The organism is Mucilaginibacter dorajii, assembly GCF_024808255.1.
Lineage (GTDB): Bacteria > Bacteroidota > Bacteroidia > Sphingobacteriales > Sphingobacteriaceae > Mucilaginibacter > Mucilaginibacter dorajii.
On record NZ_JANTYS010000005.1, the window covers coordinates 303,569 to 321,332 of the forward strand.

13 protein-coding genes are annotated in these 17,764 nt (G+C 42.2%); 8 read left to right on the forward strand and 5 right to left on the reverse strand.

All coding sequences use genetic code 11. The annotated features are described in order from the left end of the window. Positions 1-17 precede the first annotated feature (17 nt). Positions 18-659, reverse strand: a complete 642-nt coding sequence (locus FHS10_RS09260) for a redoxin domain-containing protein (RefSeq protein WP_259089620.1) — start codon at positions 657-659, stop codon at positions 18-20. A 590-nt stretch (positions 660-1,249) separates the two neighbouring features. On the opposite strand from FHS10_RS09260, the gene FHS10_RS09265 reads away from it, so the two are divergent. Then, positions 1,250-2,899 carry a L,D-transpeptidase family protein gene (locus FHS10_RS09265; RefSeq protein WP_259089624.1) on the forward strand — a complete coding sequence of 550 codons (1,650 nt, stop codon included), beginning with the start codon at positions 1,250-1,252 and terminating at the stop codon, positions 2,897-2,899. Between the two features lie 521 nt (positions 2,900-3,420). On the opposite strand, the gene FHS10_RS09270 is transcribed toward FHS10_RS09265, so the two are convergent. The 3 genes from FHS10_RS09270 to FHS10_RS09280 form a co-directional block, all read right to left on the reverse strand. Further along, on the reverse strand, positions 3,421-5,694 hold the full coding sequence (locus FHS10_RS09270) for a GH92 family glycosyl hydrolase (RefSeq protein WP_259089626.1): 2,274 nt from the start codon (positions 5,692-5,694) through the stop codon (positions 3,421-3,423). A gap of 68 nt (positions 5,695-5,762) precedes the next feature. Further along, the gene (locus tag FHS10_RS09275; protein WP_259089627.1) at positions 5,763-7,877 is read right to left on the reverse strand and encodes an alpha-L-fucosidase; all 2,115 of its coding nucleotides are present in this window, start codon (positions 7,875-7,877) and stop codon (positions 5,763-5,765) included. An 8-nt stretch (positions 7,878-7,885) separates the two neighbouring features. Then, on the reverse strand, positions 7,886-10,192 hold the full coding sequence (locus FHS10_RS09280) for a family 20 glycosylhydrolase (protein ID WP_259089630.1): 2,307 nt from the start codon (positions 10,190-10,192) through the stop codon (positions 7,886-7,888). Between the two features lie 379 nt (positions 10,193-10,571). On the opposite strand from FHS10_RS09280, the gene FHS10_RS09285 reads away from it, so the two are divergent. Then, positions 10,572-10,895 carry a hypothetical protein gene (locus tag FHS10_RS09285; RefSeq protein ID WP_259089631.1) on the forward strand — a complete coding sequence of 108 codons (324 nt, stop codon included), beginning with the start codon at positions 10,572-10,574 and terminating at the stop codon, positions 10,893-10,895. On the opposite strand, the gene FHS10_RS09290 is transcribed toward FHS10_RS09285, so the two are convergent. After that, the gene (locus FHS10_RS09290; protein WP_259089632.1) at positions 10,888-11,586 is read right to left on the reverse strand and encodes an SMUG2 DNA glycosylase family protein; all 699 of its coding nucleotides are present in this window, start codon (positions 11,584-11,586) and stop codon (positions 10,888-10,890) included. The two genes, FHS10_RS09285 and FHS10_RS09290, sit on opposite strands and share 8 nt — an antisense overlap. Before the next feature lie 310 nt (positions 11,587-11,896). Here FHS10_RS09290 and FHS10_RS09295 point away from each other — a divergent pair, with 310 nt between their 5' ends. The 6 genes from FHS10_RS09295 (at position 11,897) to FHS10_RS09320 (ending at position 17,760) form a co-directional block, all read left to right on the forward strand. Further along, the gene (locus FHS10_RS09295) at positions 11,897-12,523 is read left to right on the forward strand and encodes a LysE family translocator (protein WP_259089633.1); all 627 of its coding nucleotides are present in this window, start codon (positions 11,897-11,899) and stop codon (positions 12,521-12,523) included. 142 nt (positions 12,524-12,665) lie between these two features. Next, on the forward strand, positions 12,666-13,643 hold the full coding sequence (locus FHS10_RS09300) for a YeiH family protein (RefSeq protein WP_259089635.1): 978 nt from the start codon (positions 12,666-12,668) through the stop codon (positions 13,641-13,643). A 68-nt stretch (positions 13,644-13,711) separates the two neighbouring features. Next, positions 13,712-14,086 carry a hypothetical protein gene (locus tag FHS10_RS09305; RefSeq protein WP_259089636.1) on the forward strand — a complete coding sequence of 125 codons (375 nt, stop codon included), beginning with the start codon at positions 13,712-13,714 and terminating at the stop codon, positions 14,084-14,086. 150 nt (positions 14,087-14,236) lie between these two features. Then, positions 14,237-15,382 carry a methionine aminotransferase gene (locus tag FHS10_RS09310; protein ID WP_259089637.1) on the forward strand — a complete coding sequence of 382 codons (1,146 nt, stop codon included), beginning with the start codon at positions 14,237-14,239 and terminating at the stop codon, positions 15,380-15,382. Between the two features lie 133 nt (positions 15,383-15,515). Next, a complete protein-coding gene (locus FHS10_RS09315; protein WP_259089638.1) occupies positions 15,516-16,301 on the forward strand; it encodes an amidohydrolase in 786 nt (261 codons plus the stop codon). A 184-nt stretch (positions 16,302-16,485) separates the two neighbouring features. Beyond that, entirely contained in the window at positions 16,486-17,760 is a 1,275-nt protein-coding gene (locus tag FHS10_RS09320) for a TolC family protein (RefSeq protein WP_259089639.1), read from the forward strand. Positions 17,761-17,764: the final 4 nt, after the last annotated feature.

Sequence of the window (17,764 nt, forward strand, 5' to 3'; positions counted from 1 at the left end):
TAGATGTAGGCGAATTATCAGGCAGATTTTCTGCTGTTTGCAATCAATGACGACTCGTAAACTGATGAAATAATGTCTTCACCGTTAAAAGTTTCTAAAAAATCATAGTCGATATGGTTGTAGATTACCTGCTTATTGTCGTCAATAATATAGGTAGCCAGTAAAGGCACATTTACATCAATACCAGAAAAACGGTTCCAAACCGGATCACTATCAGAATAAACTCTGAATGTTTGGGCTATCGTTTTTTCCTCGTCATGATAAAAATTGAGCGTATAACTATTTTCCCATGCTTTTTTAGCCAGTTCGTCGGTACGTTCATCGCTAATGATGAGCAAATTGCCGCCGTTGGCTTTTATCTCCTGCTGGATATTATTAAGGTGTTTCAACTGATCTAAACCAAACTGTCCCCAGTGGCGCGAATAAAACGCGATTACCAGCGGCTTTTTCAAAAACTGCCTTAACGCGACCGGTCCGTGGGTTTGCGCCCCGTTAAAAAACGATTGCCAGCGGGTGTAATCGTTTAAAAATTTAAGATCGGGAATATAGTTACCGGCTTTAATAGGTTTTAAGGCCTGATATGGTTTAAAAGGGATATCGTTATCTGCAACAATTTCTGACAGATCAAAAAAGGGGTATTTATTATCGGTAGTTAACATGGTGTACTTTAGTAATGGTTATGGATTATTTTTATTTGGGGCGATGATTAATATAAAGCCTCAACAACGGGATAATCCATAAATTACCTGGCTGTAATGCAACATCCAAAGAGCCGTTGGCTTGCTGGTTTTATTTGACAGATAAAGGTTCATAAAATATATTAAATAACGAGGTCAGTAAACTTTTGGGTTGATTGCAGGTTGGAGTAAAGGATCACTCAACAACAGCAGCACATGCACATCATCGCTTTAAAATCATGACGATTTAAAGTGTATTTTGAGGTAGATTTTGCAGTGCTCATTAACATGTTTTGATTTAACGAAACAAATATACTATAATGTCTATATAATTAGTATACTTTATTTAAAATATTTTTATTCTTCTTTGTAGAGACGGATCACATCCGTCTAAAGCTTTACAGAGCGAATAGAAAATTGGAATTTGCACAAGGATTTGCATCGATAATTGTCCTGCGGGAGACGCATGTGATGCGCCTCTACAGAAAAACAGGATGGATTTGCATGCGGGAGACGCAAAATATTGCGCCTCTACAAAAAAACATCGCGGCTAATGCCGCCAAAATAGAACTATGAGAAAAACACAATATATCTTACTAATTGCCCTTACCCTTTTTACCGCGCTGGGCTGTAAGCAAAACGCTAAACAAAACAAGCAGTCAAAAGCTGATTCCCTGAAAAAGAAAGCGGCTAAAGATTGGAGTAAAACCATCCCCGGCAATTTCAGCGATCAAACCCAGGCTGTTTTTGATAGTACCGAGCTGGCATCTTTCCTGAAAAAATATCCCGACTTTAATCCTTACGCCAAAGATATCAACCTTTTTTACAGCAAGCGTAAGTTTGCATACGCCTGGTACGCAAAAGGAAAACTGATTGAACAGGCAGGCAACTTATCAGACAGGTTGAGCAACCTGCAAAACGAAGGCATTTTTAAAGCTATCCCCTACCCCAAATCTTTAGACTCCTTAACCTTTGAAGCCAATCCCAAAGCTGCAAACCCAAAGCCAAACATATCTACCGAATTAATGCTTACCGCACAATACTTTGTATTTTCAAAACTGGCTTTCCAGGGTATGAGCGATTCTACCAGTAAAGCGGTGAACTGGTTTTTGCCCAGGAAAAAGATAGCTTATGATGATTATCTTGATACGCTCTTAAAACAGAAAGGCAAGTTGGATAGCTCATTATCCGAACCTGTTTATCGTCAATATGACTTACTCAAAAACTTTTTGGCAAAGTATCGCGCCTTGGATGCCCAAGAGAAGTGGACGGCCATACCATCGGCAAAAGGTATTAAGCCGGGCGATTCATCGGCTGTAATTGCGAAACTCAAAACCCGGCTTTTTAAATTGGAGGATTTTAAAGGTGATACTACCAGTAATGTATTTGATGATGGCTTAAAAGATGCCTTAAAGGCATTTCAACAACGATATGGTTTGGCTGTGGATGGTTTGCCGGGACCAGGCACCATTGCCGAAATGAATGTTCCGCTTAAAACCCGTATCAGGCAAATCATCGTGAACATGGAGCGCTGCCGCTGGCTACCCGTTAGCCTGAATACCGATTACCTGGCGGTAAACGTTCCAGAATTTAAGCTGCATGTTTACCATGCCGATAGCCTGCTATGGAGCTGTAATGTGGTAGTGGGGCAAAAGGTACATCAAACCGTAATATTTTACGGGCAGATGCAGTACGTGGTATTTAGTCCGTACTGGAACCTGCCCGAAAGCATTGTACGCAACGAGGTATTGCCCGCCATGCGCCGCAACCGCAATTATGTGAATGAGCACAATATGATCATTACCGGCAAAGAGAATGGTCTGCCAGTCATCAAACAAAAACCCGGTCCCGCAAATTCTTTAGGGTTGGTTAAGTTTTTATTCCCCAACAGTTACAGCATTTATTTGCATGATACCCCATCAAGGTCATTATTTGGCGAATCGTCCCGGGCATTTAGCCATGGTTGCATCCGCGTTGGTGAACCGGCCAAGCTGGCTTCATTCCTGTTAAAGTACGACACCACCTGGACGGCGGCGAAAATCAACAAGGCTATGCACCTTGGTAAAGAGCAAACGGTTACTCTTAAACAAAAGGTGCCCGTATTTATAGCTTATTTCACCGCCTTTACTGATAGGGATAACAAACTCAATTTCCGTAAAGATATTTATGGCAGGGATGAGCAATTAGCATCGATGATATTATCGGGGAGTGGGAAGTATTAGTGACGTTAATAAAATAAAAAGAGGGTCATACTGAACCTGTCGAAGCACGCGGGTAAAGACCTTTACGCGCACCTTTCGACAGGCTCAGGGTGACCGGCCCGCTCACCTCAAAATACAACATGTCATTGCGAGTATCCATCAGGGGTAACCTGAAAAAAATAGTGATGACATCGTTAACGCGCTTGTGTAGAGACGCAACCTTTTGCGTCTCCCGCATGCAAATGCACCACGCAAATTTAAAATCTCACAAATCCGCTCTGTATAGCGGGAGACGCAAAATATTTCGTCTCTACAAAAGAAGCAATGCTGGAAATCAATAACTTACATGGACGTCATTATAAGCAAGGAAGCAATCTCATTCTCTACAGGGTGGATCTGCACAGTTCGCGATTGCTTCGTTGCTACCCATGACAAGTCCACCATGTCATTGCGAGGCACGAAGCAATCTCATGCTCTACAGGGCGGATCTGCACAGTTCGCGATTGCTTCGTTCCTCGCAATAACATAGCTTTTAATTACTCTTACTTCGCTACCGAGACCGCTTTATTGGTCTCGCCTACTCCCCAAACTTTACCTGGTTTATCGCCCATGGTAATTACCATTTCGCCGCCTTTCATCAGGTCTTTATGTGCGAAATAGGTTTTGGTGTGGTTAACGCCATTTAGGGACATGCTATTGATGTATATGTTTTTAGGGCCGTTATTTTTAACCACGATGTGGAAGGTTTTGTTGCCTTGCAATTTCAACGTAGCCTCGTTAATAACCGGGCTGCCAAATACGTACAATCCGTTTGCAGGGTTTACCGGGTAAAAGCCAAGTGCTGATAGTACATACCAGGCCGACATCTGACCAACATCCTCGTTACCTATGATACCATCGGTTTTATCAGTATAAAAATAATCAAGCACGTAGCGCACCTTTTCGGCAGTTTTCCACGGCTGGCCCGAGTAATCATAATAGTAGGTCATGGGGTGGCCCGGCTCATTGCCGTGCGCGTACTGCCCTATTAAACCCGATACATCCGGCGATTTGAATTTACCCATATCGCCCTCGGCAATAAACAACGAATCAAGTTTGATGTTGAATTTTTCTTCGCCACCCAGCATCTTGATCATGCCTTCAACATCCTGTGGTACCAGGAAGGTATATTCCCAGCCATTGCCTTCGGTAAAGTCGCCGGTTTCATGGATAGAGATAAACGGACTATAAGGTGTACGCCATTCGGTTTGTGATAAACGGCCGCGCATAAAACCTGCTTTAGGATCGTAATAATTTTTGTAATACTGTCCGCGTTTGCTAAAGTATTCGTAATCGGCTGTTTTGCCCATTTTTTTGGCTACCTGTGCCAGACACCAATCGTCAATAGCGTATTCTAACCCCATTGATACCGACTCGCGGCTACTATCGGCAGGAATAAAACCATATTTTTTCACGTACTTAATACCACGGGCATCTTCCATAGCCGTGGTTTTCATGGCCTCGTAAGCAAGGTTATGATCAAAACCGTCATAGCCTTTCAACAGCGCGTCTGCAACAACCGGCACAGCGCTGTAGCCCACCATACAATTGGTTTCGTTGGCCATTAAATGCCAAACGGGCAGGCTGCCTTGCTGCTGGTAAATTGCCAGCATGGAGTTGATCATATCGTTGGTATGCTCGGGGTGAATAATGGTGGATAGTGGATTATTTGACCGGTATGTATCCCAAAGCGAAAACGTGGTTACGTTGTTGAAACCTACATTTTTATGCACCTTTTTATCAGTTCCCCAATAATCGCCATTCACATCGTTAAATATGGACGGAGCTATCATAGAGTGATAAAACGCGGTATAGAATTTTTTAAGCTGAGAAAGAGAATCGGCTTTGATGCTTATCTTGCCCAACTGCGCATTCCAGGCCTGGTCGGCCTGGGCTACTACCTTATTAAAATCCCATCCCGGTATTTCGGCTTTAATGTTGAGCAAGGCATTTGCCGAGCTTACCGGCGAGATCCCTACCTTGGCATAAACAACCTCGCCTTTGGTGGTTTCAAAGCTGATAACACCCTTAACCTTGGTACCTTTAACTTGTGTACCAGCTTTAGCAGTGCTATCATATACGGCAAAGTTTTTTATCGGTTTTGAGAAAACAGCCGTAAAATAAATACGCTGATCATCGGCCCAGCCTTTTGAAAAACGATAGCCGGTAATGGTGTATTGATCCTCCTGTTTAATATAGGTTTCTTTAGCTTTATCCCAGCCAATACCTTCCTGCAGGTCGATGATGATATGCGCGTTTTTTGAAGCCGGGAAAGTATATTTATGCATCCCAACACGGGTACTTGCGGTTAACTCAACGCCAATATCATAGCGTTTTAATTTTACTTTGTAATAGCCGGGTTTTACAACCTCGTCTTTATGGCTAAACAGCGATACATAGCCGCTTTCCATACTTTTTAAACCACCTTTATAGGTTTTGATTGGGCCGGTTGTGGGCATAAAAGAGATATCACCTAAATCGCCGATGCCGGTACCACTCAGGTGGGTATGTTGAAATCCGACGATTGTCGAATCGGAAATGTGGTAGCCAGAACACCAGTCCCAACCTTCGCTTAGGTTGGTTGGGCCTAATTGCACCGCGCCAAAAGGTACGTTGGCCCCAACAAACACATGCCCATGGAAACCTGTACCAATGTACGGATCAACGTATTTGGTAAAACTGGCTGCTTTGGTAGTCACCTTTTTTTTAGGTGCCTGCCCAAAGGAATTGAATGCTAAAACTGCCAGTACCCCGGCCAAACAGATCTGTTTTTTCATTTGTTACGATAGAAATTTTACGGTGATGAATGTTTCGTCAAACATAAACCACGGTATATAATAGTTTATTAATAAACGCTTAATTCGGCTACAGTAATGCCATTACCTGCAATAACATGTGCTGATTCAAATTTAAAATACCTGGCGTTAACAGGCTTGCCTAAAACCACCGGCTGCTCAATAGGGTTCGATTTAATGTTTGAGAACTCGCCTGCTGCAACTTTTGTCCATTCCTTACCATCAATACTGGTATAAAAAACATACTGATCTACAATACCTTCAGCCTGCTTATCCTGCCTTGGTAAGTAACCAAATGCTCTTATGGGCAATTCCTTGCCCAGGTCTATTGTGATCTGTTGCGGATAGGTTGCGCTTTCCTTTGTCAAAGTGCTATACAAGGTGCCGGCACGTTCATCAATGGCGTTTTCTGCGCGGTTACCGCCATCATTGGCAGGGCTGGCATCTATAACTTTCCAATCAGCTTTGGCATAGCCTAAGGACGCGAATGATACATCGCTCATTTGCGTTTTACCTTCAAAGCTGCGGGCTTTAACGATGCCACCATCTGCAAGTGTAAACGCTTCTTTATAAACCGGCGAGTTTAACGTTGGTTCCTGCCCATTCATGGTATAATGGATAGAACTTACCGGCGCTTCGGTAGTGATGTTCACCTCACCTTTTTTGTTGCGAATTATTTTAGGAGCTGTTAAATGTACCGGCTCTTTAAACAATCCAAAATCGCTTAGTGCTATGCAAACCGGCGATTTGGTTACCCTCAACCTTAATTTAGAGGCTGTAATATTCTGTGTTAAACGGATCAGCCTGTTGCCACCAATGCTGGTTGCAGCACCAATTTGCTGCCATTTGCCATTCATCCAGGCATCTAACTCAACAGCTTCAATCCGCTGGCCTAATTTGATGTTTTCCCTCAGCCTGATCACGTTAAAAGTTTTTGGGGTGTGCAGATCGATAGTTACCTCGGGAGTGGTCACTTTATCATCAGTTGCCCAATAGCTGTACCTGTCATTATCCAACAACATCTGCGGACCAAACTGCGCTTTATTACCGCCGCGCACATTGCTTGCGGTAAGCGTTGCGCCTTTAGCCAGGTTAAGGGCAAAAGTTTGCTTCAACAAATTGCCAAATTCGGTAAGGGATTTTACGTCGATTTCGTTGACGATGCCCTTTGGATCGGGCGATAGACCTAAATCCAGCGCTGCCCCGCGGCCTACGCTTTTGTAGTACAGATCTAACAAAGTATAGGGTGATTTTACACCATCATCCTGCGTTTTGTGGTAAAACCATCCTGGTCTTAATGATACATCGCACTCGGCAGGCATCCAGTAATCACCGTTACGGGTCCCTTCGGTACCTTCATAATCTTTCACATAACCGTTGCCCGGCTTTTTACCCTCATCGGGCGCATGAGGCGTATAGGTAGCCCAACAGGTCTCGCCGGCGTGACCTTCCTCGTTACCTACCCAACGAACATCAGGCCCAACATCGCCAAAAATAACGGCATTAGGCTGTAGCTTACGGGTAATAGCCCAGGTAGTGTCCCAGCCGTAATAAGTTGAACGGTCTATCTTCCTTACTTCGCGCTTGCCACCGTAATAACCATCACCTCCGTTGGCTCCATCGTGCCATGAAATAAACAGCGGACCATAATTGGTATATAATTCTTTTAATTGCTCCCGGTAGATCTTTACATAATCCGCGGTACCATAGTTTGGATTGTTCCTATCCCATGGCGAGCAATATACACCCAACTGCATGCCTAATTTATCGCATGCCTCACGGTATTCTTTCATCATATCGCCTTTGCCATTTTTGTAAGGGCTTTTGGAAATATTATGCTCGGTTGTTTTGGTTGGCCAAATACAAAAGCCATCATGGTGTTTGGCAACCACTACCACGCCTTTAAAACCACCGGCTTTGGCGGCGGCCACAATTTGCATAGCACTAAAGTGCGACGGATTGATGAGCTTTGGATCTTCATCGCCGTAACCCCACTCCTTGTTGGTATACACATCAACTCCATAATGGATTATACAGTACATGCCCATTTCCTGCCAGTTAAGCTGCCCTTTAGTAGGTAACTTGCCGTAGGGTTTGGGAGCTGTCTGCCCAAAGCTTTGTAAAGCAATAATTAACAATAAGGCTACGCCCGTAAACTTTTTCATAAAGATCATTAATTTTTAAACCAGGCGGCTGGTACATCCTGCGGAGCTGAGCCGTTAACACTATATTTTAGTTTGAGGGTAAAGCCACCGCCGCCCTCAATAAAATCAAGTTTAAAAGGATGCGCACCCATTGCCAAGGCAATTTGCCCGCTGCGTTCCTGTGCCGAATGGTTGCCATCGTTATTAACAACTACACCCGGGCCAATCTTTAATACACCACCATCATCACAAGTTAAATAAAAGCTGTAAATACCATCGGCGGGTACATCAATATAACCTTTATAGGTAATACCAAACGATGGCGCTTTTACTGTTGATGGCACCTCAATTTTATCGGTAGTAAAGGTACTATCAACCTTAGCGTTTTGCATTAAAGCTGTTTCTTTAAAATAGGCTTTATAATAGGTACAGGCCAATCCGGGCTTGGGCGGGGCAATTTTTACCGGGCCAAGCATGTTTTGTTTGGTATAGTTTAAGTTGTAAACGTCGCCTCGTACGCCAGATGGGGTAAATTCAGCCACCCTGATCAATTCAGATTTTTTGATGACCAATGTTAATGGCAAAACCGGCGAACTAACATTTGGCAATGTGCCATCTGTGGTGTAACGGATGGTAAGGGTATTTAGCGGCGATGCAATGCTCAGCTTACCTTCGTCTGTAAAAACGTATTCGTTTAACAGGTTTGGCAAATCGGGCAGGCGGTAGTTAATTTTCATGGCATCCATCCTGCTGTATTGTTTTACAAGGCGCTGCAGGTATGAATTATATTTAGCATCGTCATTTGTCCATAAACATTCGGCAAGGGCTGTCATTCTTGGCATGCTCATGTAATCGGCCCTGCGTTCTGACGGGATATTTTCAGACCAGAGGTTGGCTTGCGCTCCAATGATCGATTTAGCTTCCTGCGCGTTTAAAACTTTAGGGATGGGATTAAAATGGTAAACCTTATCAATAGAATACTGATCGGGCTGATTATCAAAGTAAAGCGGTTCGCCAGGCGTCATGATCACGGTATTGCCGTTTTTAACAGCCTCAACCGGTGCTTTTGGCACCCAGGTGCGCCAATACATCACGATAGCCGTTGGGCTAATGCCGCCTTCAATGATCTCGTCCCAACCTATTAGCTTGCGGCCTTTGGAGTTAAAATATTTCTCCATGCGGTTAATGAAATAGCTTTGCAGGGCTGCCAGGTCTTTGATCCCTTCTTTTTCCATTAAAGCTTTGCAGGCGTCGGATTTACCCCAGTCGGTACGGTCCACCTCGTCCCCGCCAATATGAATATATTTAGATGGGAAAATCTCCATGATCTCGTCAAAAACATTCTGCGCAAACTCAAAAGTAGTTTCGTTACAAGGGCAAATTGGTTTGGTGAACAGTGTTCCCCATTTATTTTCGCCGTTACAGGTTAAAAACGGGTACGAGTTAATGGCAGCCATCATGTGACCGGGCATATCAATTTCGGGAATAATATCAATGTGCTTTGCCGCGGCATAGGCTACAACGCCCTTCATCTGTTGTTGGGTGTAAAAGCCGCCATACAGCGTTTTACCATTCTTTTGAATGATATGCTCTTTATCGATGGTAAAATCGGGATTATCTTTTGAACGTTTGGTGCAGGCGGTATCGTTTTTATCAAAGGTGCGCCATGCGCCTTCTTCGGTTAGTTTAGGATATTTTTTTATTTCGATGCGCCAGCCCTGATCGTCAGTTAAATGCAGGTGCAGCTTGTTCATCTTATAAAGCGCCATCCTGTCAATAAATTTTTTCAGGTAGCTAATCGAAAAAAAGTGACGCGATACATCCAAATGCATCCCGCGCCAGGCGTAAGCAGGCTGATCATCAATAGCCACGGCGGGCAAAACCAGTTTTTTACTTGTTATTCCTTTTTCAATGGCTACAGGTAATAGCTGCCTGATGGTTTCCACAGCATGAAATACACCGGCGGGGTCATTGGCTTTAATAGTTACAGCCTGCGGCGTTATGGTTAACCGGTAAGCTTCCGGTGCCGTAATACCTGCATCATAAACTAATTTTATCGTATGCTGACCAGCAGTTTTAGTCATTTTTAATGATGACCCTAAACCTTTTGCCAATAATTTATTCAGTTCGGCAGCTTCGCCGGTAAATTGTTTGGCAGTTACAATGGTTGTTTGCGAGGTGATCACGAATGAGCCCTCGCCCGCCGTTAAATTGGTTGGATACGGGATCAACGGATATTTGGTGGCATCCTGGGCGCCGGCTGTAAGGGAAACACTCAGACTCAGCAGGAATACGGCAGAACAATACCTGATTAAATTTTTGGCGGGTGCTATCATCAATAGTATGTAATTAATATTTAAAACCTCAATCAACAGGCCACCGTGATAAAAAACCAAGCGAGTTTTTGCCTTATGAATAATTTTATAAACATATTAAAACTTTTTAATTTTATTTCAAAAGCCGGCAAAATTAATAGCCGATTGTATACAGGTCAATACTTGCATATGGATCACTAATTACACCAATTATTCTAAATTACACGAATACTTTTGGAGTAATTAATTGGCAAAATGATGAGGGATGGTGGCATGGACATTTGAGAGAATAAATGCTTTACACTGCTCCTATCCCCATTAATATACTTAACCTAAAATCTGGATTTAATGTGACAAACAAATTCCCTCGCCTGTTGTCTAACTAATAAATATAAATACTATGATCACCAGCGGCGTAACATTCGGCATTAATAAGGCCGACGGAACACATATAGAGATTGCTGTAGACCCTGCAGATACCAATAAAGCTGAAGATAACAAAGGTGGAACTTACAAGCTATACCGGGATACCGACAGTGCAAAAACTTTTGATAAGGGCTACCTTGGCGCTATATTTTTAGATGACTCTGAACTTGGCTATCATTACGCCGGTGGTACCGAGCTTACAGATTTTGAATTGAAACAACTGGCAGCATTCATCAAAAACTACCACGCTACAGGCAAGGAGTTTGATGATCATCACCGTGATATTACCACTAAATAACTACCTCGCTAAAGGCCTTTACGTACTTATCAATATAATCCAGCTTTGTTTTGGATTTATATTGCATAATAAACCGGGGATGTTCAAGCGCTATTATCTTTTTAAAAAACTGCTGCTCATCATTAAGCTTCCTGAGGAAGGCCTCATTTTTACCTGTGCCGAAACAAAAGCAAACATCAGTTTCAAAGCCTATGGCAATTTGCTTTTGCAGGTTTTCTATAATAAAAGGATATACAGCTTTAGATAGCTCGGGCATATCGTAATAATTGTAGTTCACTTCTTTACCCTTTGGCCCGGTAATCGTAAATCCTAAGGGACAAACCGAATGGATATAAAATTGCTGATAAAATTCTGTGATACCGCCAAAGGCCTTGATCATATCATACACATATTCTGACGATGGCTCATGGGTTATCGGCCCGGTATAAGGGATCTGGCATTGAGCAATCATCCGCTTCGGATCTGTAAAAGAAACACCGGTCATACCCGAACCAAACCTACCGGGGTTAATTCCCAGCACCAGGTGCCTTGGATGTTCATCATTATAATACTTACGGTAAAATTGCGATGAAATATCGAATGCAAAATCATTATCCCTAAAGGGGTTCATGATGCTGATACCTGCAGGCAGGGTGCCATTATATTGCAGGTTTTTATTAAAATTGATGATCCTATCGGCAAATGTGCTCATGGGTTAAAAATAGCAAAAAGCTTTTTGAATTTGATTGGGATAGACACTTATCCGCACCTTGTATTGTTGAGTTTTGCACCTACGGAGCAAAAAATGACTTGTCTATACTCGCTACAAAGCTCGTGTTCCTCTGGAACACAAAACCGGACATCATACAACCCCATAGGGGTTAAAGCTTTGTAGAAACAAAATAAAAACAAATTTGCTCCATTGGTGCAAAACTTCAACAACTTTATTGTTACTTTATTTGAAACCTATCGCAATACACAACATAAATGCACTTCACTCGTATATTTAATACCTTTGCGCTATGGGCATTATAAATTTCACAACCTTTTTGGTTACCTCATTCCTGTTCATTATGTCACCGGGTATTGACACCATGTTTGTGTTAAACAAATCAATAGCGCAGGGTAAAAAAACGGGCATGTATGCTACTTTGGGTATTACAACCGGGGTGTTGGTGCATACTACTTTAGCGGCGTTTGGCTTATCGCTGATATTGTCGCAGTCGGCCATGGTATTTAGTTTTGTGAAATACGCCGGTGCTGCTTATCTGGTGTACCTGGGCGTTAACAAATTTTTTTCAAAGGATGAAGTAGTAAAATCAGATGCCGCGGTTATTGCCGAGCCTGCAAGAAAAACCTATCTATCGGCAGTGCTTACCAACACGCTTAATCCTAAGGTGGCCATCTTTTTCCTGGCCTTTTTTCCGCAGTTTATACAAACGTTGTATATTCATAATGCCTTACCTTTTATTTTATTAGGTGTTACTTACGCCACTATGACGGTAATTTGGTTTACTGTTATCACCCTTTTTGCTGGTTCGCTTTCGGCGCGATTAAAGCAAAAGTCTTCGTTTGGAGTATGGCTCAACAAATTTTCGGCGGTGGTTTTTGTGTTGATGGGCGTTAAAATAGCGTTTACCAAAAGGTAAAATAATTATTGGTTGTTTACACTCCAAATAGTTAATGAGCACAATGTATAAATACCCATAACTTAAAGTTATTTAAGATTGATTATTGTGATGAAAACTACGTAGTGTAAAAGCCCACCTTTGAGTATCAAAAAACAAAAGAATGAATACTCAAAATCAAGTGACCAATAATACCGGTGCACTGTTAATCAACCTTAATAAAAATGTACGTGTTGTAATTTTCGCCATTTGTGTTACACTTTGTTTAACGCCTTTTATCAGCCCCGCAATAGCGTTACTAATGGGTTTGGTAATAGCACAATTTACCGGGCACCCTTATTTACATTTAAACCATAAGGCTACGCATATTTTATTACAGATGTCAGTTGTGGGTTTAGGCTTCGGCATGAACGTACATAGTGCCTTACAAGCTGGTAAAGAGGGCATTCTATTCACTATCATATCAATCATCAGTACACTCACTTTTGGTTATTTAATTGGCAAATGGTTCAATATCGAAAAGAAAACATCATTCCTGATCTCGGCAGGCACTGCCATTTGCGGCGGAAGCGCCATAGCGGCCATATCACCGGTAATTAAAGCCGAAGAAAAGCAGATCTCCGTTGCCCTGGGCTGTGTATTTATACTTAACTCGGTAGCATTATTTATTTTCCCCATAATAGGTCATTACCTGGATTTATCGCAAACGCAATTTGGCTTATGGTGTGCTATAGCCATTCACGATACCAGCTCTGTAGTTGGCGCAGCCGGTAAATATGGTACACATGCCTTAGAGGTAGCCACCACGGTTAAACTGGCCAGGACTTTGTGGATCATCCCGGTAGCTTTTATATCATCGTTCCTGTTCAAAAACAAATCAAAAAAGATCAGTATACCCTATTTTATCGGTTTGTTTGTTTTGGCCATGATAGCTAATACCTATATACCTGTAGTTTCGTTTATCAGCCCCTATTTTATCATGATAGCCAAAGCAGGATTAACACTCACTTTATTTCTTATTGGTGCCGGCCTGTCGCGCACTGTACTAATGTCTGTTGGTTTTAAGCCGTTTATGCAAGGCGTGCTGCTTTGGGTGGGTATTTCAGGTACGGCTTTGTATGCGATAATTCATCTTGCATAATGTAAATAAATAGAAAATATTTGGCAGGACACAAAATAAGAACTCTCTTTCATTAACTTTATGTCCATATGATAAAGTTGCTAATCTTTTTATTCTCTGCCTTGATGGTTGTTTTCTTACATAGCGTGCACGCACAGTCGTCAGCTCTACTTATGGGTAAGGAAAGAAAGGTTTTAGTAATGGTTGAAAAGTTGCCCGAAGTAGTCAAAAGAGAACAATATGTAGAAAAGATGACTAAAGGAAAAAGGCATCTTATGTTTTACATATCGGAAAAACCGACAAAAAAGCAGGGGAACTTTTGGGTAAAAGTTGCCGAAGATAATGGTGCCAGCTACTTTACTCATTTTAATTTTGCCGTAAATCCAAACAGTTATGTCATAAAATATTATGATACAATCACCGGTAACCTGATCTCCCTAAAAGCCTGGCGAAATCAAAAATAGACTGCAAAATTGATGCCCCCTTGAACTAAGCTATTCGTTAGGATATCTGTTGATATTATTTTTCCTAAAACGCTACATATTTTCAAAAAACTATAATTGCATTATATTAGATTGATATGATTATAGTTTTTTGTTTACTTTAGCCCATACATGATTCAAGTTGTTTCAAAACTCCCCCAAACCGGCACAACTATTTTCACGGTTATGTCTGCCCTGGCCAATGAGGTTGGTGCTATAAATCTATCACAGGGGTTTCCGGATTATAATTGTTCGCCCGAGTTAATCGAGCTGGTTAACAAAGCAATGAAGGATGGGCACAACCAGTATGCGCAAATGGCCGGCGTAATGAGCCTGCGTGAACGCATAGCCGAAAAGACAGAAAAATTATACGGCGCGGTTTATAACCCCGACACTGAAATTACCATCACCGCAGGCGGCACACAAGCCATATTTACGGTTATAAGCGCAATGATCCACCCAAATGATGAGGTGATTATTTTTGAGCCCGCATTTGATTGTTATGCCCCTGCTATTAAGCTGATGGGCGGTGTGGTAAAATCATTAGCGTTGGAGCCACCTAATTACCGCATTGCCTGGGATATGGTGAAAAGGCTCATCAACCATAAAACCAAAATGATCATCCTCAACTCGCCGCATAACCCAACGGCAACTATTTTGCATAAGGAGGATATTGATGAGTTGAGCGCGCTGGTTAAAAATCAGGATATTTTGATTTTAAGCGATGAGGTATATGAGCACCTGATTTACGACGGCGAAACCCACCATAGTATAGCACGTTACCCCGAGTTGCAGCAACGCAGCTTTATAGTAGCCTCATTTGGCAAGCCTTTCCATGCTACCGGTTGGAAGGTGGGCTACTGCATGGCCCCTGCAAACCTGATGCTGGAGTTTAGAAAAATTCACCAGTTTTTGGTGTTCGCGGTAAACACGCCTATTCAATATGCCATTGCCGAGCATTTAAAAAATGAAGAAACTTATTTGAGCTTACCGGCATTTTTCCAGGAAAAAAGAGACTACTTCCGCAAGGGATTGGAGCAAACACGTTTTGAACTACTCCCCTGCTATGGATCATATTTTCAATCAGTAAGTTACAGCAATATTACCGACGAAAAAGACGCTGACTTCGCACTGCGTTTAATTCGGGAATTTGGGGTGGCTTCTATACCTGTTTCGGCCTTTTACAGCAAGGGTATAGACCATCATGTGTTAAGGTTTTGTTTCGCCAAAAGGCAAGAAACTTTAGATAATGCCGTTGATAGGTTATTGAAAGTATAAATTAGGTTTATGGTTCATAGTTGATGGATCATAGCCGCAATTTAAGGGTTGTTCCCTGCCAGCTTATCACTTTTCACAATAATTTGCAAACTTCATCTATGAACGATGAACTATTAACCATGAACTAAAAAATATGGATAATTTGAAGATAACCGTTTTTCAAGGATACCTTTTTTGGGAAAATACTGATAAAAATTTACAAAATATTTCACTTCGTTTATCGGGAGGTATTCGTGAAAAAACAGATCTGATCATTCTGCCCGAAATGTTTAGCACCGGTTTCACCATGGATGCCGAACGCCTTGCCGAACCAATGGACGGTAAAACCATGAAATGGATGCATGAAATAGCCCGGCAATATGATTGCGTTGTTACCGGCAGCATCATTATTAAAGAAAACGACAAATACTATAACCGCCTCATTTGGATGCGCACTGATGGCACTTATGATCACTACGATAAACGCCACCTATTCGCCTTAGGTAAGGAACATAACACCTATACAGCCGGTACCGAAAAGCTTTTTGTAGAACTGAACGGCTGGAGAATTTGCCCAATGATCTGTTATGATCTGCGTTTCCCGGTATGGTTGCGTAACCATGCCGATAATCCTTATGACCTGCTTATTTTGGTAGCCAACTGGCCCGAGCGTCGCGCTTTACACTGGCGTACGTTGTTACCAGCGCGCGCCGTTGAAAACCAGGCCTACGTAATTGGCGTTAACCGGGTTGGTCATGACGGTAACGAGGTTTACCATTCAGGCGACTCCACCTGCATCGACCCTAATGGCAACGTAGTTTACTACAAACGCGATGAAGATGATGTGTACACTTTCTCGATAATTGCTGATGAAGTTAAAAAAGCACGCCGTGCACTGCCTTTTTTGAAGGATGCCGACGAATTTACAATAGAAATTTAACGGTTGCGCTATTCTTTTTTACCTGCTGATATTTAGATATTTATAATAGTTTAAACATGCTTATTAAAACCTCAGGGACACAAAAAGTACTCCTTTTGGTTTTAAATTTGGTTTAATTAATCATCTCTTCATACAAAATTCATACCCGTTATGAAGCTTTGTAATGTTGAATTGAATTGAGAACATGTTTAAAATAAAAACCCTGCTGTTTTTATGCGTAGTATTTTTATGCTGCAATGAAAACCGGGCATCCGCCCAAACCGACACGCTCAAAATTAACTTCCAGGACGCCGAAAAACAGTTTTTGGAAAATAACCTGAGCCTATTAGCCCAAAAGTATAACGTTGAAGCTTCAAAAGCACTAATCCAACAGGCAAAGCTTTGGGATAACCCCGTACTAAGCACCGACCAAAATATTTGGGACGGCGGCAGCAAAAAATTCTTTTACCATGGTAACAACAGCGGACAAGTATTTGTACAGCTGAGCCAGGTATTTGCCACTGCCGGCAAACGCGGCAAACAGGTAAAAGTTGCCGAAGACGATGCCAAAGTACAGGAAGCCGCCTTTGCCGATCTGATGCGCAACCTGCGCTACAACCTGCAATTAGATTTTAGTCAGCTGGCTACGTTAAACGCGCAGGAAAAGGTTTATCAGAACGAAATCAGCTCGGCCACCAACCTGGTTGCCGCCATTCAAAAATCATTTGATGCCGGTAACACGTCGATGAAGGATCTCATTCGTCTTAAAGCTTTGCTTTTTGGCTTGCAAAATGACATGGTTGAGAACAACCGACAGGTTAATGATTTGCAAACCGAACTAAAAACTTTGCTGCAAACCAAGGAGACCGCTTTTGTTTACCCCCTCATTAATGATAAACCTGTAGAAAACGTTACGCTCGACGTCGCTGCGCTGATAGAACAGGCAAAAACCAACAGGCCCGATTATCTTTCAAACCAATACCAGCTAAGTTCGGCAACGCATAACCTGGCTTATCAAAAAGCTTTGGCTGTGCCCGATGTAACTATTGGTGCCGCATACGATCAAAACAGCAGCTATGCCCGTAACTATTACGGTTTGCAAATTGGCTTGCCCCTGCCCTTGTTTAACCGTAACCAGGGCAATATCAAATCGGCCAAATATAATATCCAAAGCCAGGAAACTACTTTAAAGCAAAACGAGCTTCAGCTTAAAAACGATGTGGTGGCCGCTGTAAATCAGTATAAACTGAACCAACAACTATTCTCAACCCAGCAACTGGAATTTAATGAGCAGTATGATAAACTGTTTAGCAGCATGCTTAAAAGCTTTCAGCAAAGGCAAATCAGTTTGATTGAGTTTGTTGACTTTTTTGATACCTATAAAGATACCAAGCTTAAAATACTGCAACAGCAATACAACCTGCAAAAGGCCATTGCCGATCTCAATTTTGCTACCGGTACCACCATAATTAAATCTTAAAACA

What these genes read in the sequence shown, in the direction of transcription:
- FHS10_RS09305 (WP_259089636.1), top strand. Translation starts at nt 13,712, where the DNA reads ATGATAAAGTTGCTAATCTTTTTATTCTCTGCCTTGATGGTTGTTTTC.
- FHS10_RS09270 (WP_259089626.1), bottom strand. Translation starts at nt 5,694, where the DNA reads ATGAAAAAACAGATCTGTTTGGCCGGGGTACTGGCAGTTTTAGCATTC.
- FHS10_RS09315 (WP_259089638.1), top strand. Translation starts at nt 15,516, where the DNA reads ATGGATAATTTGAAGATAACCGTTTTTCAAGGATACCTTTTTTGGGAA.
- FHS10_RS09320 (WP_259089639.1), top strand. Translation starts at nt 16,486, where the DNA reads ATGTTTAAAATAAAAACCCTGCTGTTTTTATGCGTAGTATTTTTATGC.
- FHS10_RS09310 (WP_259089637.1), top strand. Translation starts at nt 14,237, where the DNA reads ATGATTCAAGTTGTTTCAAAACTCCCCCAAACCGGCACAACTATTTTC.
- FHS10_RS09290 (WP_259089632.1), bottom strand. Translation starts at nt 11,586, where the DNA reads ATGAGCACATTTGCCGATAGGATCATCAATTTTAATAAAAACCTGCAA.
- FHS10_RS09285 (WP_259089631.1), top strand. Translation starts at nt 10,572, where the DNA reads ATGATCACCAGCGGCGTAACATTCGGCATTAATAAGGCCGACGGAACA.
- FHS10_RS09265 (WP_259089624.1), top strand. Translation starts at nt 1,250, where the DNA reads ATGAGAAAAACACAATATATCTTACTAATTGCCCTTACCCTTTTTACC.
- FHS10_RS09300 (WP_259089635.1), top strand. Translation starts at nt 12,666, where the DNA reads ATGAATACTCAAAATCAAGTGACCAATAATACCGGTGCACTGTTAATC.
- FHS10_RS09280 (WP_259089630.1), bottom strand. Translation starts at nt 10,192, where the DNA reads ATGATAGCACCCGCCAAAAATTTAATCAGGTATTGTTCTGCCGTATTC.
- FHS10_RS09260 (WP_259089620.1), bottom strand. Translation starts at nt 659, where the DNA reads ATGTTAACTACCGATAATAAATACCCCTTTTTTGATCTGTCAGAAATT.
- FHS10_RS09295 (WP_259089633.1), top strand. Translation starts at nt 11,897, where the DNA reads ATGGGCATTATAAATTTCACAACCTTTTTGGTTACCTCATTCCTGTTC.
- FHS10_RS09275 (WP_259089627.1), bottom strand. Translation starts at nt 7,877, where the DNA reads ATGAAAAAGTTTACGGGCGTAGCCTTATTGTTAATTATTGCTTTACAA.